Consider the following 19,246-nt stretch of genomic DNA (forward strand, 5'->3'; position numbering starts at 1 on the left):
ATGGCGCTTTCTGAATACAGCAAGCGACTGCTGGGCGCCTATGCCGAGCAGCCGTTCCTTATGGCTCCCATGGCGGGCGTAACCGACCCCGCCTATCGCATCATGTGCCGACGCCGCGGTGCCAACCTTGCCTACAGCGAGATGGTGAGCGTTGCAGGTCTTGCCTACGCCAGCAACAAGACGTGGCGCCTGGTGTTGCCGGCCGACGAGGAGCAGCAGATTTGCGTGCAGCTCTTTGGTTCCAAGCCCGATCAGTTTGCGAGCGCCGTCGCTGCTGTCGAGGAACGCGTGGGTGACCGCCTGTCATTGATTGATATCAACATGGCCTGTCCGGCTCGCAAGGTCGTTACCAAGGGCGAGGGCTCGGCGCTTATGCGCACGCCCGACCTGGCCGAAAGAATCGTCGAGGCAGCGGTGGGCGCGGCGCATGTTCCCGTGACCGTGAAGATCCGCAAGGGTTTTTATGCCGAGGATCGCAACGCCGCAACGTTTGCCCAGATGCTCGAAGGGGCGGGCGCCTCTGCAGTTGCCGTGCACGGTCGTTGCGCCACGCAGCTCTATACGGGCCAGGCCGATTGGTCTGTCGTCGATGAGGTCGCCGACGCTGTCGAGATTCCCGTGATTGGCTCGGGCGATGTGTTCTCGGCCGAGGACGCTGCCGAGCATCTGCGAGACTCGGGTGCCAGCGCGGTGTTTATCGCGCGCGGCATCTACGGCAATCCGTGGGTGTTCGGCGATGCCCGAGCCCTTGCGCTCGATGGCACGCCGGTTCCTTCTCGCTCCTCGGTCGAGCGCCTGGAAGCTCTGCGCGAGCACCTGACGTTGACGCACGAGCTTCTGCCGCTTATGTCGCGCGCCCGTACGTATGCAAGCTGGTATCTAAAGGGCATGCCCCATGCCGCCGCCTGGCGCGCTCAGGTGGTGCGCTGCTCCACCTACGAGGAATTTATGGCGCTGGTCGATGATATCGAGCGCGACGTGGTGGTCTGCGAGGCCGCGCTTGCCGCCGGTGAGCCGGTGCCCGCTCATCCGCTGGAGTCTTAAGGGTGGCCGTTACCGCGCTGTATGTGCATGTGCCGTTTTGCGCTCAAAAATGCCGCTATTGCGACTTTGACTCGCGCAGTGTGGCGCCGTGCGACCTGAACGCTGCGCTCGATGCCTATTTTGAGCTCCTGTATGCGCGGCTCGATGCCTTTGGCAACGCTGGGGCACTCAGACAGATCCGCACTGTCTACGTAGGCGGCGGCACGCCGTCGCTGGCAGGGGGGCGCCTGGTGAAACTTGCCCGTTGTATCTCCATGTGGTGCAATCCCGTTGAGTTTACTTGCGAAGCCAATCCTGAGTCGCTGACCGCTGGGCTCGCCACCGCGCTTGCCGAGGCGGGTGTCACGCGCATCTCTTTGGGTGTGCAAACCCTCGACAATACCGAGTTGGCTGCCATTGGCCGCATCCATGATGCCGAACGAGCGCTTGAGGCTATCGCGACGGTGAAGGATGTTGGGCTCGATGTGTCGTGCGACCTCATGTGTGGGCTTCCCGGACAGACTATGGCTAGCTGGCAGTACACGCTTAATGGCGTGCTTACGGGGGCCCCGCACCATGTGTCGGTCTATCCGCTCACGCTCGAGGAGGGCACGCCGCTTTACCGCATGGCGTGCCGTGACGAGTCGCTTGAGCCCGACGAGGATTTCCAGGCCGCATGCATGGACGTTGCGCGCGAGCGGCTGAGTTCGGCGGGCTACCATCCGTATGAGGTGGCGAGCTATGCGCTCGATGGGCATGAATGCGCCCATAATATCGCCTACTGGACTGGTCAGGGCTATCTGGGTTTGGGTCGTTCTGCCTCGGGTATGCTCGATGCCGAGGATTTCGATCGCTTGGCTGGACTGTTTCCCGGCGTGGCCCCCCGTGGTAACTTTCACCGCGAGCGTCTGGTCCAGCGCAACGATGACGCGACGGCGTTTGAAGCCGAGTATCTGTCGCGGCGCGAGGCGGCGGCCGAGGACCTGATGCTCGCTTTTCGCATGACGCGCGGTGTTGATTCCGACCTGTTGGTTCGCGCGTCTTGTGTCATCCCTGCCGATGAACTGACAGCGGCTTGTGACCGCGCTCTTGAGCTTGGGCTTGCCACTTGGGTGCCCGAGCACGGTGATACCCATGCGGGGCCTATCGCCTCTGTCGATGTCATCGCTGGCCGTACCTGTGCCCGCCTGGCGCCGACCCACCTGGGCTGGCTCGATGGAAATGTGCTGTTCGAGCTGTTTTGGGGTCTAGCTTAGGCCACTCGGGTAGAATTACCGAAATATATACGCTGCTGTGAGCAGGAGGTTGCCGCGCATGGCGACGATGAACGAAAAAGATTACTACGAGATTTTGGGTGTCTCCAAGGACGCCACCTCGCGTGATATTCAAAAGGCTTTCCAGCAAAAGGCCCGCAAGCTCCACCCGGATGTCAATAAAGAGCCGGATGCCGAGGAGAAGTTTAAAGAGGTTTCCGAGGCCTACGCCGTGCTCTCTGACGAGCAGAAGCGTGCGCGTTACGACGCCATGCGGTCGGGCAATCCCTTTGCCGGTGCACCGACGGCTTCGCCCTATGGCGGCGGCTATGCCGGCAGCGCCGGTTACGGTAACCCCTTTGACGGCGGTTTCCCCTTCGGGGGCGCCTGGGGCCAGCCCCGTCGCGGCCAGGCGGCCTACAACCCCGAGAGTGGCGCCAACGTGGTTGTCGATATCAAGCTCGACGCCAAGGAGGCCAAGAGCGGTGCCCACAAGACCGTTCGCTACACTCGCTTTGACACTTGCGGACACTGTGGTGGATCGGGCTCCGTTTCGTCAGAGCATGCCCACACCTGTCCGAGCTGCGGTGGTCGCGGCCATATCGATGTCGACTTGTCCTTCCTGTTTGGTGCGGGCACGTTCCAGACGGTTTGTCCTGAGTGCGGCGGTTCCGGCAAGGTCGTTGCCGACCCGTGCCCCGATTGCGGTGGCAGCGGCCGTATCCGTGTGACCTCCGAGCAGACGATTGAGTTTCCCGCCGGCACGCATGATGGCGACGAGGTGCGCATCCCCAACATGGGCCACGCCGGCACGAACGGCGCTTCGGGCGGTGACTTGGTCGGTCGTGCGCACGTTGAGGCCGAGCGTCTGGAGGGTAAGGCTCGCACCGGCTTCTACCTCATGGGCATCATCGCGCCGTTTTTGGTACTGTCGGCCATCTCGGGCGTGTTCTCCGCCTTTGCCATGATGTGCTTCATTCCGTTTGCCATGGGCTTGTTCATGGTGCTGTCGGACGGCGTGCTTCATCGCAGCCTGCTGTGGTGGAAGCGCGGTGCGATGCAGTTTGCCAATGGATTTGCCAACGGTTTTATGTTCGCGCTCGTGTCGGTTTGGTTCGCGAGCTGCTCACAGCGGGCCGTGCTTTCGCCGTACGGAGCTCAATAACATCAAACCCTCTGTTTGCGCCCGGCCCAGCTTGGGTATAGGACGCACTGTGACAATAATGAAAGTTGGAAGGATTCGGTCGTGTCGGAAAATAGGGATTACTACGAGGTACTTGGCGTTGACAAAGATGCCGACGCGCGGACGATTAAGCGCGCGTTTCTAAAGAAGGCCCGTACGGTACACCCGGATGTTTCGGACGACCCCGAGGCCGAGGCCAAGTTCAAAGAGCTTAACGAGGCCTATTCCGTTCTTTCCGACGAGCAGAAGCGTGCTAACTACGACCGTTACGGCACTGCGGACGGCCCCGGTGGCTCTGGCTATGTCGACATCAACGATATCTTTGGTGGCATGGGCATGGACGACCTGTTCTCGTCGTTCTTTGGCGGTGGCGCCGGCGACGGCGCTCGCAGCCGTCGCGAGCGCCGTCGCGGTCGCGATATGGCCATCTCCCTTTCGGTGACGCTCGAGGAGGCGGCGCTCGGCTGCAAAAAGACGATCAGCTACGACCGTCTTGCCCCTTGCGAGGACTGCAATGGTACCGGCAAGGCCGAGGGCGCGACCGAAAAGCAGTGCAGCCGCTGTCACGGCACAGGCTATGTGACGACGGTCCAGCGTTCTTTCCTGGGCCAGGTTCAGTCCTCTTCTCCCTGTCCCGACTGCCATGGCGAAGGCACGGTCATCGATCATCCCTGCGAGACCTGTGATGGCCAGGGCCGCACGCCTTCTCACGAAAAGATTGACATCGATATTCCCGCCGGTGTTTCGACCGGTCGCCAGCTGCGCGTGAGTGGTTTTGGTGAGGCCGGCCTTCGCGGCGAGCCGTCGGGCGACCTGATCGTCAACGTGCGTGTCGCCGACCACGAGCGTTTTAAGCGTAATGGCGATGACCTGTATCTGGTGAGCGATATCTCGATTGCGCAGGCCGCGCTCGGATGCGAGATTGAGGTCGAGGGCATTATGCCTGATGAGGTCGTCAAGCTTTGCGTCCCCGCCGGCACACAGTACGGTGACACCGTGAGCGTCAACAATTACGGCATGCCGCGTATCGGCGGTGGCGGTTCGCGCGGTCGTCTGATCGTGCAGCTGCGCGTGGTCGTCCCCACTAATCTCTCCAACAAGCAGCGCGAGCTGCTTCGCGCCTTTGCCGACGAGATGGGCGATGACGTCGCATCCGGTAAGAAGTCGGTGACCGACCGTATCAAGAGTGCTCTCGACGACATCCTCGATTAAGGAGCCCGTGTGCTCGCACCCCATATTTCCGTCGTCAACCTCGGTTGCCGTGTCAACCGGGTTGAGTCCGACCGTATCACTGCCGATCTTATGCGCCTGGGCTTTGCGATGGTGGAGCCACCGGACGCCGATCTGATCGTTATCAATACCTGCGCCGTGACGGGGGAGGCCGAGGCCAAGACCCGTAAGGCCGTCCGCCATGCGCTGGCCTATCCGGGCGAGCCTTACGTGGTCGTAGCCGGCTGCGTCGTCAACCTGCATCCCGAGGAGCTGCTGGAGCTCTCCGATCGCGTGATCGCCGAACCGTCCAAGATTGACGTCGCCGAACGCGTCTGCGAGGTACTGGGCGTCGAATCCGATAGCGTGCCCGCCTGCAGCGATGGCGACGTGGTCGATGCGCTCGGTCGTTCGCGGCTGGGTGTGAAGATCCAGGACGGCTGCAACCACCGCTGCACCTATTGCATCGTGTGGAAGGCCCGCGGCCCCGAGCGTTCCGTGCCCGTCGAGTCCGTGCTCGAACAGGTGCGTGAGGCCCAGGAGGCCGGCGTGCCCGAGGTCGTGCTGACCGGCGTGAATCTGGGCGCCTATGACGGCAAGAGCGCGACCGACGAACATGTCGAGATCGATGAGCTGCTCCAGGCCATCATGGAGCGCACCGAGATCGCCCACGTGCGCATCTCCTCGGTGGAGCCCATGGATATTTCCGAGCGCTTGCTCAAGGTGATGGCTCGCTATCCGAAGCGTATCGCACCGTTTTTGCACCTGCCCCTGCAGTCTGGCTGCACGACGACGCTGCATCGCATGGGTCGTCCCTATAGTGCCGAGGCCTTTGAGGATACGGTGCGCATGATTCGCACCAACTTGCCCCAGGCGTCTCTTTCGTGCGATGTCATCGTCGGTTTTCCTGGCGAGACGGACGAGGAGTTCGAGGAGTCGCTGGCCCTGTGCCGTCGCGTGGGCTTTTCGCGCATGCACGTGTTCCGCTATAGCAAGCGCCCCGGCACCCTCGCCGCCGATATGCCCGACCAGGTACCCCCTGAGGTCATGGCCGAGCGCAGCCGTCGCATGCGCGCGGCGGCTCAGGAGCTCGCGGTTGCCGATGCCCGCCGTCGCGTGGGCACCGTCGAGCGCGCCGTGCTTGAGTACGGTGACAATTTGACGCTCGGTTCGTTCCATCATGCCCGTCTTGATGATACCTGTGGACTCACAGCCCCGTGCCTGCTCGATGTTGCTATCATCGGAGTCGATGATTCCGGCTTGGTCCATGCACGCAGGGAGGTTCATGGAAGCCTCGAAGATTAGACTTACCGTTCCCGAGGGTATCGACCCCTCGCGCGTTTTGGGCGCCGGCGACGGCGTCCTTCGTGCACTCGATAACTCGGTATGCGCCCATGTGGTTGCCCGCGGTGACAGCGTTGCCGTGAGCGGCGATCCTGACGAGGTTGAGCTGGTCGCGCGTTTTTTCGAACATGCCTTTCGTGAGGCTGCTGCCGGGCGCACCCTTTCTGCCGATGATGTCTCGCGCTGTCTGGCCGTTCTGCGCGACGGCGAGCATGATGCCTCGTCGCTGCGCGATGACGTGCTGTTATCGTATCGCGGTCGCGTCATCCGCCCCAAGACGCTCGGTCAAAAGCGCTATGTGGATGCCATCCGCTCTTCTACCATCACGTTTGGCCTCGGTCCCGCCGGTACCGGTAAAACCTATCTGGCCATGGCGCTCGCCGTCGCCGCGCTCAAGCGCCATGAGGTAGGCCGCCTGATCCTGACGCGCCCGGTTGTCGAGGCGGGGGAGAGCCTGGGCTTTTTGCCCGGCACCCTCGAGGAAAAGATTGACCCGTATATGCGCCCGCTCTATGACGCCCTCTTTGACATGATGGATCGCGAGCGCACTGATGAGCTTATGGAGCGTGGCGTGATTGAGATCGCCCCGCTCGCCTACATGCGCGGCCGAACGCTGAGTGATGCCTTCGTGGTTCTCGACGAGGCACAAAACACCACGCCCGAGCAGATGAAGATGTTCCTGACGCGTCTGGGTTTTAATTCCAAGTTCGTGATTACCGGCGACCTGAGCCAGCGTGACCTGGTGGGTCGTCGCGGCGGTCTTGCCGATGTCGAAAGGATTCTGGGTCGCGTCGACGATGTGACGTTTTCTCACCTGGAGCGCGCCGATGTGGTGCGCCATGCCCTAGTGGGCCGCATCGTTGAGGCCTATGATGCATACGACGATGCGCGCGAGCAGCGCGCACACGATCGAAAGGAGTCCCGTTGAGTGTATTGATCAGCAACGATGCCGAGCTCGATACGCTGCTCGATGCCCAGGAGGTGGAGCACATCTGCTCAGTTGTGCTTGCCGCCGAGGGTGTTGAGCGTGAGGTCGAGATTTCCCTTTCGTATGTCGATGAGGACGAGATGCACGAGCTCAACCTTGAGTGGCGCGGCATCGATCGCACGACCGACGTGCTCTCGTTTGAATGCGACTCGGCCTTTGACGAGGACATTCCCGCCGATGAGACGCTCGAGCTCGGCGATATTATCCTGGCCCCGCAGGTTATTGCCCGCCAGGCCCCCGGCTTTGGCAACAGCCCCGCTGATGAGTGCCGACTGATGCTCGTGCACGGAATGCTGCACCTGCTGGGTTACGACCACATCGAGGACGATGAGGCCGAGGTCATGGAGGCGCGCGAGGATGCCATCCTGCGCGACCTGGCGCTTGAGCGTGGCGAGGACCCCAAACTCGTCCACATCGGCCCCATAACCAATCATGCCCACGACTAGGAGCCGTCTATGATTCCCGGATCGAACAAGGACCACCCGTCCTTTTTAAAGTCGTTCTCATACGCCATGGAGGGCTTCGTCACCGCCGTCAAAACCGAGCGCAATATCAAGGTCATGCTCGTGGCGGGCGCGTGCACCGTCATTGCCGGATGCATCGTGGGGCTCGATATTGCCGAGTGGGCTACGGTCATCATCTGCTGCGGCCTGGTGATTCACGGCGAGCTGTGCAATACCGCCATGGAGGCGATTGTCGACCTGGCGACCCAGGAGCTGCATCCGCTGGCCAAGCGCGCGAAGGATATCGCCGCTGCCTCTGTATACGTTCTTTCCATTACCGCCGCGATCGTGGGCTTGCTTGTCTTTGCCCACGCGCTCGACTTTATTTAGAAAGGGGTTCCCATGTCCGAAAGTATGCAGCCAACCGATGAAGATTTGGATGACGAGGTCCTGGATGAGGCCGAAGGTGTCGATTCGTTTGACGAGGTCGAGGAGTTCGACCCGTTTGAGGGTATGAGCGACGAGGAACTCGATGCCCTGTGCGACGAGGATGAGGGCCTCGCAGGCTTTGGCGACGTGGAACCCGGTTTCCGCAGCGGCTTTGTGGCCCTGGTCGGTCGCCCTAACGCCGGCAAGTCCACGCTGCTCAACGCCTGTTACGGCAAGAAGGTCGCCATCACCTCTCCGGTGGCCCAAACGACCCGCCGCCGCATGCGCGCCGTGGTCAACCGTCCCGGCTATCAGCTGGTTTTCGTTGACACGCCGGGTATCCACAAGCCCAAGGACGGCCTGGGCTCCGAGCTTAATAAGAGTGCCCTGTTTGAGCTCAATGATGTAGATGTCGTCGCGTTTCTGATCGACGCCACCAAACCGATCGGCAGGGGAGACGCCTGGGTTGCCGAGCGCGTCAAAAACGCTCGCTGCAAGAAGGTTCTGGTGCTCTCGAAGGCCGACGAGGCCGATCCCGCCCAGGTTATGGAACAGCTCAAGGCCGCTCACGAGCTCATGGAATACGACGATGAGATCGTGACGTCGTCGGTCAAGAACTTCAACGTCGATGCGTTTATCGAGACCGTCGCTCACTTTTTGCCCGAGGGCCCGCGCTGGTTCCCCGAGGACATGGGCACCGACGCGTCCGACGAGACCCTCGTGGCCGAGTTTGTCCGCGAGAAGGTCCTGCGTCGCACCCGCGACGAGATCCCGCACTCCGTGGGCGTCATCTGCGACGCGCTTGAGCAGACTAAGAAGGTCCTGCGCGTGCACGCCACGATTTACGTCGAGCGCGAGGGGCAGAAGGGCATCATCATCGGCAAGGGCGGCGAGATGATCAAGCATATCGGCATCGATGCCCGTCGTGACCTTGAGCGTATCTTTGGCACTCAGGTCTTTTTGGAGCTCGACGTGAAGGTCAAGGCCGGCTGGCGCGATGACGAGGCGCAGATCCGCCGCTTTGGCTACAATGCCGAAGATTAAGCCCCGGCGTTCATGGCAGGCTCTCGCACATATCGCACAAAGGTACTCGTCCTCGATAAGACGAAGCTCAAAGAGACCGATCTGATTCTGACGATGCTCGACGAACGGGGACGGCAGGTGCGTGCCGTGGCTAAGGGCGCACGTAAGCCCGGCGGTCGCCTTGCGGCCCGCTGCGAGCTCTTCTGCACCGTTGATATGCTGTTGGCGCATGGTCGCTCGCTCGACGTGGTTTCTCAGGCGGAGCTTGTGGAGGCGCCGCTCGGTGCTGCTCCTGACTACGAGACGACCTGTGCCGCCAGCGCGATTGCCGAGGTTGCGCGCGTGTGCTCGTTTGAGGATGCCGAGGATCCATTTACCTTTGCGATCACGCAGCGGGCGCTCACGCTTGTCGGCAGCGGGCTCGACTCGGCACATATGGACCTGCTCGTGGCGGCCTTTGTCTTTAAGCTGCTGTCGCACGTTGGCTACCGACCCGATTTCTCGGCTTGCGTCTCCTGCGGCGATCCCATGCTGTCGTATTTTTCGCCCCAGGCGGGCGGTCTCATGTGCGGGTCGTGTGCGTCGAGCGTTCCAGGTGCCGAGTTGGTATCGGTCGGCGAGGTTGCATGGCTGCGCGCTCTGATGTCCATGACCTTCGATGCCCTTATTGACGAGCAGATCGATCCGCATACGGCTGCGTTTTTGCTGGGGCTTTCGCATGTTTGGGCCGCCACGCACACCGATCAGCGGCTCCGTGCGATGGAATTCATGTTGGGTCGGTGATGATGCGCAGGCGCGCGCCGCTTGTGGTAATATACCGGCCTGTTGGTACCTCGACCTTGGATGTTCGCTCCACCGGCGGCTTCCCAGTCCGAGGCGAATAGCGTCGCCCGCGGGCGACACGAAACGAAAGGTGAAACAATGACTGTTTCCAAAGAGCGCAAGGCGGAGCTGACCGCCCAGTTCGGTAACTCCCCGGTCGATACCGGTAACCCCAAGGTTCAGGTCGCCATCCTGTCCGAGCGCATCAAGGAGCTGACCGAGCACATGAAGTCCCACCAGAAGGACTTCCACACCCGTCGTGGCCTGCTCATGCTCGTCGGCCGTCGTCGTCGTCTTCTCTCCTACATCAAGAAGAACGACATCGTCGAGTACCGTGAGCTCATCAAGGCTCTGGGCATCCGCGACAACATCCAGTAAGGATTTGTACATGCTAAGAGCGTCCTGCGCAGCGGGGCGCTCTTTTTGTGTAAGGGCGTGAACAATCACGCTCTGAAGCGTGGCGGGGGCAGGGGGCCCGCGTCACATGAGAAGCCCGCAGGCAAGGGGCCTGTGGGGTAAAGGAGAACAATGACACTCGTATCCAAGACCTTTGAGCTGTACGGCAAGACCTACACCTTTGAGTCCGGCGAGCTTGCCAAGCAAGCCACCGGCGCTTGTCTGGTCAAGCAGGGCGACACCACGATGCTCGACACCGTGGTCGTCTCCAAGGAGCGCAAGAATTACGACTTCTTCCCGCTGACCGTCGACTTCAACGAGAAGATGTACGCCGCCGGCCGCATCCCGGGTGGCTACCTTAAGCGCGAGGGCCGTCCCAGCGAGAAGGCCACGCTCACGGCTCGTATGATCGACCGCCCGATCCGCCCGAGCTTCCCGGACGGCTTCCGCAACGAGGTGCACATCGTCGCTACCTCGCTCGTGGCCGACCAGGTCAACCCCTTCGACGTCATCAACGTCATGGGCGCCTCCCTGGCCATGACGCTCGGCGGCGTGCCCTTCGAGGGCCCGCTTGCCTGCGTGCGCATCGGCCGTAACGTGGAGACCGGCGAGTTTATCGTCAACCCCACCTATGAGGAGCGCGAGAACTCCGACCTGGACCTGGAGCTGGGCGGCTCTGCCGACTTCATCTCGATGGTCGAGGCCGGCGCCGAGGAGATCTCCGAGGACGACATGCTCGCCGCCATGAAGTTTGGCCAGGAGGCCCTCGCTGCCTTCTGCCAGGCCCAAGACGAGTTCGTCGCCGAGTGGGAGCAGGTCAACGGTGCTATCGTCAAGAAGGAGTACCCGCTCGACCAGCCCGTCGAGGAGGTCCAGGAGCGCATCTTCGCCCACTACGACGAGATGGCCGCTGCCCTGCGCGACGCCGACAAGCTTTCCCGCATCGGTAAGGTCGAGGCTCTGAAGGAGTCCATCCGCGCCGAGTTCACCGACGAGGAGCAGGCCGCCTGGGAGCGCGAGATCCCCGTGGCGCTCAAGAAGCTCGAGAAGAAGGCCATGCGCACCATGGTCGTCGAGACCGGCGAGCGCGTCGACGGTCGTGCCGCCGACGAGATTCGTCCCATCATGGTGAAGGACAACTACCTGCCGCTCGTTCACGGCTCCGGCCTGTTCCAGCGTGGTCAGACCCAGGTGCTCTCCGTCCTGTCGCTCGGTATGCTCAACGAGGGCCAGCGTCTGGATACCATCGAGCCCACCGAGGGCAAGCGCTATATGCACCACTACAACTTCCCGCCGTTCTGCACCGGCGAGACCGGCCGCATGGGCAGCCCCAAGCGCCGCGAGATCGGTCACGGCAACCTGGCCGAGCGCGCTCTGCTCCCGGTGCTTCCCGACGAGAACGAGTTCCCCTACGCCATCCGTGTGGTCTCCGAGGTCATGGAGTCCAACGGCTCCTCTTCGATGGCTTCGACCTGCGGCTCCACGCTCGCCCTTATGGACGGTGGCGTGCCCATTAAGCGCCCGGTCTCCGGTATCGCCATGGGCCTGATTCAGGAGGAGGGCAAGACCGTGGTCCTGTCCGACATCCAGGGTCTCGAGGACTTCCTGGGCGACATGGACTTTAAGGTCACTGGCACCACCGAGGGCATCACCGCCCTGCAGATGGACAACAAGGCCACCGGCCTCACCTTCGACATCTTGGCCCGCGCCTTGCAGCAGGCCAAGGAGGGTCGCGCCTTCATCCTGCAGAAGATGCTCGATGTGATCCCCGAGCCGCGTCATTCCACGCGCAGCACCGCTCCGCGCATCGTCTCCATCCAGGTTCCGACTGATAAGATCCGTGACGTCATCGGTTCCGGCGGCAAGGTCATCCGCGGCATCCAGGACGAGACTGGCGCTTCGGTCGACATCCAGGAGGACGGCACCGTCTTTGTCGGCGGCACCGGCGAGTCCGTCGATCAGGCCGTCGAGCGCATCAAGCTCATCATCAAGGTTCCCGAGCCGGGCGAGGAGTACACCGGTCGCGTGGTCTCTATCCAGCCGTTCGGCGCCTTCGTGAACCTGCTGCCCGGTAAGGACGGCCTACTGCACATCTCCCGTGTCGCTAAGGGTCGTGTGGAGAAGGTCGAGGACGTCCTCAACGTGGGCGACGAGGTCAAGGTTGTCGTCATCGAGGTCGACGATCGCGGCAAGATCTCGCTCGATCGTCTCGACAAGCCCGAGGCCCCGGCTCGCGCCGAGGGTGCCTCCGAGGGTGACGGCGAGCACTTCCAGCATCGTGAGCGTCCGCGTCGCGAGCGCCCCGAGCGCAGCGACCGTCCGCGCCGTCCTGGCGACAACGGAGGCCGCAAGCCCCGCCGTCACCACGACGCCGAGTAACGGCCGCACATACACTGGTTAATAAGGGCGACTCCGGGCAGGGGTCGCCCTTTTGCTATTCCCGGCGGGGTCAGCGGGTAAAGTTTCCTGCTCTACAGTCCTGCTCACGACGGAGGCCACATTAAGTGGCCTCCTGTTCGTGCGGAACTCGCGATAAAGTTCATATATGGCGGCAGGCGCCCGCCCCGCGCCCGAGGAGCATCTCTCATGCAAAAACTGTCGTTGGGTAAAGTTCGAGGTCAGTGGCGTTTTATACCGAGAATTTCAAAAAAGTTGAAAATTCATTACGTATTTGCGTTGACTTTAGGTAACTAAAGTTTCATACTGCTTTTCATCCACTGGGGGATGTGAACTCGCACGAATCGTTCACATCATGATTGAAGAGGATTTCTCAGACATGTTCACGCATCAGCTAGACATTATCAGCGTAGTAATTATCTGATGCGGGTTAGCACATACAGCTAGCCCGTACGATAACGGGCGGCTGATGAAGATGAGGGCCGTCGAGCGCAACCGACGGCCCTCATTTTTTATGTCTGAGTTGTTCTTTTTAGAGGAGGAAATGTAATGAACGGAGTTTTGCTCATGGTTGTGGCTGCGGCGGTGCTCGCCTGCGGCTATCTGGGCTATGGCCGATGGCTGGCCAACAAGTGGGGCGTTGACAAAGAGGCTCTCACGCCGGCCAAGCGCATGAAGGACGGCAATAGCTTCTCGCCCGTCTCCGCCTTCACCGCGTTCTCGCACCAGTTCAGCTCGATCTGCGGTGCCGGCCCTGTCACGGGTACGATCGTCGCCATGGCCTTTGGCTGGCTGCCCGTCGTGCTCTGGGTCCTCGTCGGCGGCATCTTCTTTGGCGCCGTCCACGACTTTGGTGCCCTGTACGCTTCGATGAAGAACAACGGCAAGTCGCTCGCTCAGCTCATCGAGAAGTACATCGGCAAGACCGGCCGTCGCCTGTTCCTGCTGTTCTGCTGGCTGTTCTGCATCATCGTCATCGCCGCTTTCACCGATATGGTCTGCGGTACGTTTGCCGCTCCCGTCCTCGATGCAGCCACCGGCGCTGTCAACGAGGCTAAGTCCTACGCCGCTGGCTGCGCTGGTACCATCTCCATCCTGTTCACGTTCGTTGCCATCGTCTTTGGTTGGGCCCAGAGGAAGTTCAACCTCACCGGCGCTGCCGAGTTCGTCACCGGCGTGGTGCTCATGGTTCTCATGTTCGCCGTTGGTATGCAGTTCCCGGTTTATCTGACCAAGTTCCAGTGGTTCGCCGTCGTCATGGTTTACCTGGTCTTCGCTGGCGCTATGCCCATCCAGATGCTCAAGACCCCGCGTGACTACCTCACTTCGATCATGATGATCGTCATGATCGCCTGCGCTGTCCTCGGCATCGTTGTCCTGGGTGTTAACGGCCAGGCAACGATGACCGCTCCGGTCTTCACCAACTTCTCTGGTGCCTCCGGCATGATGTTCCCGGTCCTGTTTGTCTCCGTTGCTTGCGGCGCTCTCTCCGGTTTCCACAGCCTCGTTTCTTCCGGTACCTCCTCTAAGCAGGTCGAGAAGGAGGAGGACGCCGTCAAGGTCGGTTTCGGCGCTATGATCGTCGAGTCCTTCGTCGGCATCCTTGCCATCATCGTCGCCGGCATCATGTTCTCCACCATGAACACCACTGGTGCTAATGGCGCTGCCGTGGGTACCCCGTTCCAGATCTTTGCCGCTGGTGTTGCTCGCGGTATGCAGGCCTTTGGCATTGACGGCACTGTTGCCACGGTCTTCATGACTATGAACGTCTCCGCTCTGGCCCTGACCTCGCTCGACGCCGTCGCTCGCATCGCCCGCACTTCGTTCTCTGAGTTCTTTGCCCAGACCAACGACGCTCTGGCCGTCGACTCCAAGGCCGGCTACATGAAGGTCCTCGGCAACCCCTGGTTCGCCACGGTCGTCACCTTGCTTCCCGGTCTCGCCCTCGCCTTTGGCGGTTATGCCAACATCTGGCCGCTCTTTGGTGCTTCCAACCAGCTGCTCGGCGGTATGACCATGATCACCCTCGCCGTGTTCTGCAGGTGCACCGGCCGCAAGGGTTGGATGCTCTACGTGCCCGTCGCCTTCCTGCTCTGCTGCACCTTCACCTCGCTGGTCCAGAGCGCCATGGGCTGCATGACCGCTGTCCAACAGTTTGGCTTCTTCGGTACCATCCCGGCTACCGCCACCACGGCTGCCGTCTCCGTCGCCGCCACCAAGGGCCTGCAGCTTGTCTTTGCCATCCTGCTGATGGTCCTGGGCCTCATCGTTGCCGTCAACTGCCTCAAGGAGTTCTTCGGCAAGGAGGCCGGCTCCATGCCCGACGAGGAGCCCGAGTGGTCCGAGATGGGCAAGGCCGAGTACGGTCGCGCTGCTGCTGAGGCTCCTGCCGACGCTGAGGCCGCCAAGGCTTAGCCGATCGGACGGATTGAATCCTCCATCTCTATGACTCGGAAAGACCGGGTCCGCAGAACGCGGGCCCGGTCTTTTTTTGTAAAGAAGGGTGACGCCGGGGTGTTCTCTCAGATGTTTTGCGTGAAGGGCGGCGCGCGTTGTACCATATAGACGTATATGTGTGCATATGAAAGGGGCCCCGTGGCCAAGACGGTATATTCCGATAACCAACAAAATGTCGATGCTCTGGCTGAGCGTCTGAGCGGACAAACGTCGCTTTCTGCCGAGCGGGCCAAGCTGGTTGCCTACGACCTGCTCTGCCGCAAGGCGCTCAAGATCAAGTCGAGCGCGCTGGCGCAAATCTTCCGCTCCGTGGATAAGGAGTGCGATACCAAGGCGATGCGCGATGAGCTTATCGCGGCAAAGATTGTGACCAAGATCGAGGGCAGCGGCATTAACGGCCGCCCGGCGTTCTATACCATCAATGCCGAGATGCGTGATGCCCAGGAGCAGCCTGTTGAGGATTCCGTTGAGATGCCCGCTGCGGAAGAAGCTGCCCCGCGTGAGCATATCGATACCGACGAGCTGCTCGATGAGCATGTCGTGCGTGCCTTTACCGCCAAGGCGGGCCGAGGCGTCTTTGGCGGAGGCGGAAAGCGTGATGCGCAGCGCCGCGCCCAACAGGAACGCTTCCGTCGTGCTGTGGCTCAAAAGGATGGGGCCGTTACCGAGGTTGTCGAGAACGAGCCTGTCGTCGAGCCGCAGGAGCCTGTGGAAGAGCAAAAGTCCGCTGAGCCTCAGGAGCCCAAGCGTCGTCGCGGTGCGCATTTTAAGGCCGAACAGCAGGAAGTCGTGCGCGAGGCCGAAGATACTGCCGAGGTTGCGGACGATTCCGAGAAGCCGGCCAAGAAGGCCTCAGACTCGTGTCGTCCCGGTCGCGGCTTTGCGGGTCGCGCGTACCCCGTAAAGCATCAGGAGAAGGTTAATCAGGTTCCGGAGGTGCGGGCCGAGAAGGCCGTGAAGCCTGCCGAGTCGGAAGTCCGTGAACAGAATCCTGTTGATGAGCAGGCTGCGTCCGATACGGAGACTCGGGGCCAGCAACCTGCGGTTGAACAGACGGGAGAGGGTACTTCGAGTAAGCCTCGCCGCCGTCGTCATCGTGGCGGTCGCGGCTCTAACGCTCAGGATGCCGCCGAGAATGTAGCGCCGCGCGACGAAGATGCGAAGGTGGATGCCCCGATGGAGCAGCCCAAGCGTCAGCCGGCGAAGGAGGACAAGCTCAAGCGTCCGCAGAAGCAGGCGTCGACTTCGAAACGTGAGCGCAATGTCCAAGGCGATTCTAAGAGCAAGCCTCAAAAGAAGCCCGAGTCTGCCGCAGCAGATGCGACTGCCCAGCAGGCTGAGCCGACTACCCATGGCGAGGTTTCGGCGTTTGCCCTGGCTCGCGTTCTGGGCAGGCGGCTGCTCAAGGTCGTCCCCACGCCCACGGCGCTCTCCATAATTAAGGAACAGCAGACCCAGATCGTTAAGGTCGAGGGCAAGGACGGTAAGAAAGCTCCACAGCGCGCCCAGCACAACGAGATGTCCAATCGCAAGATTGCCGAGGAAATCGCGATCATTCAGACTTGGATCGAGCAAAACCGCGGTGCCGATACTCCGGTTGCCTCGCGCCGCCAGCGCGCCTACCAGATCTTCAATGACGAAAAAGCTTTTGACGGCAAGCATGGCGAGCGCCTGATCAGACGTATGGCCGAAAAGGGCATCAGCATGCAGGCGATCAAGGTCGCCCCTAACCGTCCGGTGCACTTTACGGGCTTCTTTACGCTGGGCGCCGACAAGCCGTTCATTATGGTCGAGAACCTGGATACCTACGACGAAATCGTCAAGCTTCTGCGTGGCCGCAAACATGCCAAGTTATTTGGCACTAAGGTGGGCGGCGTGATCTTTGGCGGCGGGTGCAAGGCGAGCGTCTCTCATGCGCTGGATGATTATCTGGCCGAGATCGGCTACCGCTTTAACTACGTCTACTACGTGGGTGACATCGACCGAGAGGGCGCGCGCATCGTCGAGCAGGCCCGCAACGCCAACGTCGTTGAGATTCGCCTGCATGCCGGCATGTATCGCGCCATGCTTGCCGAGCATAAGCGCCGCGTGAAGGCCGGCGGCGCGTGCGAGCCCGCGGCTGCCAACCAGGGCGTGCCGCAGAACCTAGCGGCGACGATTAAGGATCTGCCCATGGTTACGCGCGTGCAGTTCCGCAACGTGCTTCGTGAGGGCGGACGAATTCCGCAGGAGATTCTGATGACCGCTGACTATCGGGATGGCGACTCGGGAAGCTTCGACCGCATGCTCAATAATTAGGGACGTGTGGCCCCGGCGGGCCGGGCATTAAGTTTGCTGCTCTACAGTCCTGCGCAAGACGAAGGCCACATTAAGTGGCCTTCTTTGCGTGCGGAACTCGCGATAAACTTAATGCCCGGCCCGTCGGGGCCACACGGCACTTTGTTGATGGCGGCTTGCTTTTCGGAACTGGGCTGATAATTTCTAGATGTAAGGCGCTCTTGGTCGTTATGGGCCTGGGGCGCCTGTCTTTTGGAGGTAGATTTTTAGGACATGCCTAAAAATTTACCTATAACTTCTCGTTCTGCACTAGAAGTTATGGCTGAAACTTCTCGTGTAGGACGAGAAGTTATATACTCAAGATGTTGAAAGGAGAGCATTATGGCACCTACAGCGTTGAGTATTGCAGAGATTGTTGCCGAGGCCCGTTCCTTTGATATTCCTCATGTCGTACATCGAGACGATGTCATCGGCAATCTTCCTGAGCCAAAGCCGTTCAATCTTGTTCATATCATCACGGGTATCAGGCGCTGCGGCAAAACGTTCTATGCGTTTCAGTGGATCCGTCGCCTTATCGATCGCGGTATCGATCCCGAGCGTATCTTCTACTTCAATTTTGCCGACGATCGTCTTCGACCGGCGCCGGACACGCTTATGAGCGACATATTGGAAGAATACTGGCGGCAAGTTCCCTCTGCGCGGTCAAAGGGCTGTTATCTCTTTTTGGATGAAGTGCAGGAGACTGATGGATGGCAGGGCGTTTGCCAGCGCTTGGCTGAGCATGAGAATGTGACGCTTGTTATTACTGGATCTTCTTCGAAGCTCTCGGCTGATGAAATCGCGACACAGTTCCGCGGTCGTTCGCAGGAGCATGCCATGCATCCGCTCTCGTTTCGCGAGTATTGTGCGTTTCATCACATTGAAACGCCGGATATGCCTACTGATGCTGGAGCTCCAGCTGTTTCTCCGCAGCAGCGGACTGATTTGGAATCGGCATACGACCGCTACCTCGTAGAGGGCGGCTTTCCTGGGGTTCAGGAGCTTGATGCCGGCTCTCGCATTCAGATGCTTCAGGCTTATCTACGAGATGTTGTTGCTAGAGATGTCCTCGAGCGAAGCGGGCGCACGGATATCGCTCTTGCCAACCAAGTAGGACTCTTCTGCCTTCGAAACACGGGTTGCGACCTTTCGGTCAACAGCTTATTGGATGCCTTAAAGTCTGTCGGATATCGAGCGTCATGGGAAAAAATCAACGAGCTCGTTCGCTTGTTTCAGCAGGCTCATCTCATTGGATTGCTTCCGGAGTATTCAACTTCTTTGGCTCCTAAGACAACGACGACGGATAAAGTCTATGCCGTCGATCAGGGAATGGCATATGCAACATCGCGCGCCAATCAACAGGATTTAGGAAAGCGTTTGGAGACAGCGATTTATGCTGAGCTCATGCGCCGCACGGCAAACGGCCGGTTGGAAACGGTGACTTCGTTTACGGCTCCAACGCAAGCGCGAGAAAAAGTCGATTTCTTGGTCGGCGACGCTTTGGCATCGGAACCATACGCGCTCTACCAGGTGACAGTCGATATGACGGCAGAGAAGACGCGCAGGCGTGAAGTCGGTTCCCTTGAGGTTGCTATGGCAAAAACCGGTATCAAGGATGCCAATATTATCACGCTGCGCGAGGCGACCCAGATTGAAACGGAGCATGGCGTCATCGAGGTCATTCCCGCATGGAAATGGTCGCTTGGTCTGTAATGTGATGCCCGGCCCGACGGAGACGCACGGCACGATGTTGATGGCCGGCACTTAGGGACGTTCCTTTAGTGCCGGCAGTTTAGGAACGTCCCTAAGTGCCGGGTTCGAATCCCTCCGCTTGCCCACAAGAAAAGCCTCCCGATCGGCTATGCGCTCGAGAGGCTGGTTTCTTTGGCTGGGACGGAGGGTTTCCGCGTCCGCCTGGCCGGCGGCCGCGCCCCGCTGCGTCGCTTCGCTCCTTGCGTGCTGC

The 19,246-nt window shown here is 60.7% G+C and carries 15 protein-coding genes; all 15 read left to right on the forward strand.

Translation table 11 applies throughout. The features are described from left to right. The 15 genes from dusB to SFLMC1_RS02310 all read left to right on the forward strand — a co-directional run bounded on the left by dusB (position 1) and on the right by SFLMC1_RS02310 (position 18,996). Complete coding sequence (gene dusB / locus SFLMC1_RS02240; protein WP_152073837.1) at positions 1-1,044, forward strand: tRNA dihydrouridine synthase DusB; 1,044 nt, start codon at positions 1-3, stop codon at positions 1,042-1,044. A gap of 2 nt (positions 1,045-1,046) precedes the next feature. After that, a complete protein-coding gene (hemW, locus tag SFLMC1_RS02245; RefSeq protein ID WP_152073836.1) occupies positions 1,047-2,279 on the forward strand; it encodes a radical SAM family heme chaperone HemW in 1,233 nt (410 codons plus the stop codon). A 58-nt stretch (positions 2,280-2,337) separates the two neighbouring features. After that, a complete protein-coding gene (locus tag SFLMC1_RS02250; RefSeq protein ID WP_187323820.1) occupies positions 2,338-3,441 on the forward strand; it encodes a DnaJ domain-containing protein in 1,104 nt (367 codons plus the stop codon). 81 nt (positions 3,442-3,522) lie between these two features. Continuing rightward, positions 3,523-4,671 carry a molecular chaperone DnaJ gene (gene dnaJ / locus SFLMC1_RS02255; protein WP_152073835.1) on the forward strand — a complete coding sequence of 383 codons (1,149 nt, stop codon included), beginning with the start codon at positions 3,523-3,525 and terminating at the stop codon, positions 4,669-4,671. A 9-nt stretch (positions 4,672-4,680) separates the two neighbouring features. Then, positions 4,681-5,973, forward strand: a complete 1,293-nt coding sequence (locus SFLMC1_RS02260) for a MiaB/RimO family radical SAM methylthiotransferase (RefSeq protein ID WP_152073834.1) — start codon at positions 4,681-4,683, stop codon at positions 5,971-5,973. Beyond that, complete coding sequence (locus SFLMC1_RS02265; protein ID WP_152073833.1) at positions 5,954-6,940, forward strand: PhoH family protein; 987 nt, start codon at positions 5,954-5,956, stop codon at positions 6,938-6,940. Before SFLMC1_RS02260 ends, SFLMC1_RS02265 begins: the two co-directional genes overlap by 20 nt. Then, the gene (ybeY, locus tag SFLMC1_RS02270) at positions 6,937-7,446 is read left to right on the forward strand and encodes an rRNA maturation RNase YbeY (protein ID WP_152073832.1); all 510 of its coding nucleotides are present in this window, start codon (positions 6,937-6,939) and stop codon (positions 7,444-7,446) included. The genes SFLMC1_RS02265 and ybeY overlap by 4 nt, the downstream gene beginning before the upstream one ends. A 9-nt stretch (positions 7,447-7,455) precedes the next feature. Continuing rightward, positions 7,456-7,833, forward strand: a complete 378-nt coding sequence (locus SFLMC1_RS02275) for a diacylglycerol kinase family protein (protein ID WP_152073831.1) — start codon at positions 7,456-7,458, stop codon at positions 7,831-7,833. A 12-nt stretch (positions 7,834-7,845) separates the two neighbouring features. After that, positions 7,846-8,916: a GTPase Era gene (era, locus tag SFLMC1_RS02280; RefSeq protein ID WP_187323821.1), complete on the forward strand. Its 1,071-nt coding sequence runs from the start codon at positions 7,846-7,848 to the stop codon at positions 8,914-8,916. A 12-nt stretch (positions 8,917-8,928) separates the two neighbouring features. Beyond that, on the forward strand, positions 8,929-9,678 hold the full coding sequence (gene recO / locus SFLMC1_RS02285; protein WP_152073830.1) for a DNA repair protein RecO: 750 nt from the start codon (positions 8,929-8,931) through the stop codon (positions 9,676-9,678). Positions 9,679-9,816: 138 nt separating this feature from the next. Continuing rightward, entirely contained in the window at positions 9,817-10,095 is a 279-nt protein-coding gene (gene rpsO / locus SFLMC1_RS02290; protein ID WP_006235963.1) for a 30S ribosomal protein S15, read from the forward strand. 150 nt (positions 10,096-10,245) lie between these two features. Beyond that, the gene (locus tag SFLMC1_RS02295; protein WP_152073829.1) at positions 10,246-12,492 is read left to right on the forward strand and encodes a polyribonucleotide nucleotidyltransferase; all 2,247 of its coding nucleotides are present in this window, start codon (positions 10,246-10,248) and stop codon (positions 12,490-12,492) included. A gap of 567 nt (positions 12,493-13,059) precedes the next feature. Then, positions 13,060-14,925 carry a carbon starvation protein A gene (locus SFLMC1_RS02300; protein WP_152073290.1) on the forward strand — a complete coding sequence of 622 codons (1,866 nt, stop codon included), beginning with the start codon at positions 13,060-13,062 and terminating at the stop codon, positions 14,923-14,925. Positions 14,926-15,105: 180 nt separating this feature from the next. Further along, entirely contained in the window at positions 15,106-17,265 is a 2,160-nt protein-coding gene (locus tag SFLMC1_RS02305) for a hypothetical protein (RefSeq protein ID WP_187323822.1), read from the forward strand. Positions 17,266-17,625: 360 nt separating this feature from the next. Next, positions 17,626-18,996: an ATP-binding protein gene (locus tag SFLMC1_RS02310; RefSeq protein WP_152073292.1), complete on the forward strand. Its 1,371-nt coding sequence runs from the start codon at positions 17,626-17,628 to the stop codon at positions 18,994-18,996. Positions 18,997-19,246 lie beyond the last annotated feature (250 nt).

Origin of the sequence: Collinsella aerofaciens (assembly GCF_901212495.1) — a bacterium.
In the GTDB taxonomy this organism is placed as follows: domain Bacteria; phylum Actinomycetota; class Coriobacteriia; order Coriobacteriales; family Coriobacteriaceae; genus Collinsella; species Collinsella aerofaciens_H.

Excerpts from the sequence above, each read along its gene's own strand:
- dusB (WP_152073837.1), top strand. The coding sequence starts at position 1 with ATGGCGCTTTCTGAATACAGCAAGCGACTGCTGGGCGCCTATGCCGAG.
- SFLMC1_RS02250 (WP_187323820.1), top strand. The coding sequence starts at position 2,338 with ATGGCGACGATGAACGAAAAAGATTACTACGAGATTTTGGGTGTCTCC.
- SFLMC1_RS02265 (WP_152073833.1), top strand. The coding sequence starts at position 5,954 with ATGGAAGCCTCGAAGATTAGACTTACCGTTCCCGAGGGTATCGACCCC.
- SFLMC1_RS02275 (WP_152073831.1), top strand. The coding sequence starts at position 7,456 with ATGATTCCCGGATCGAACAAGGACCACCCGTCCTTTTTAAAGTCGTTC.
- era (WP_187323821.1), top strand. The coding sequence starts at position 7,846 with ATGTCCGAAAGTATGCAGCCAACCGATGAAGATTTGGATGACGAGGTC.
- recO (WP_152073830.1), top strand. The coding sequence starts at position 8,929 with ATGGCAGGCTCTCGCACATATCGCACAAAGGTACTCGTCCTCGATAAG.
- rpsO (WP_006235963.1), top strand. The coding sequence starts at position 9,817 with ATGACTGTTTCCAAAGAGCGCAAGGCGGAGCTGACCGCCCAGTTCGGT.
- SFLMC1_RS02295 (WP_152073829.1), top strand. The coding sequence starts at position 10,246 with ATGACACTCGTATCCAAGACCTTTGAGCTGTACGGCAAGACCTACACC.
- SFLMC1_RS02300 (WP_152073290.1), top strand. The coding sequence starts at position 13,060 with ATGAACGGAGTTTTGCTCATGGTTGTGGCTGCGGCGGTGCTCGCCTGC.
- SFLMC1_RS02310 (WP_152073292.1), top strand. The coding sequence starts at position 17,626 with ATGGCACCTACAGCGTTGAGTATTGCAGAGATTGTTGCCGAGGCCCGT.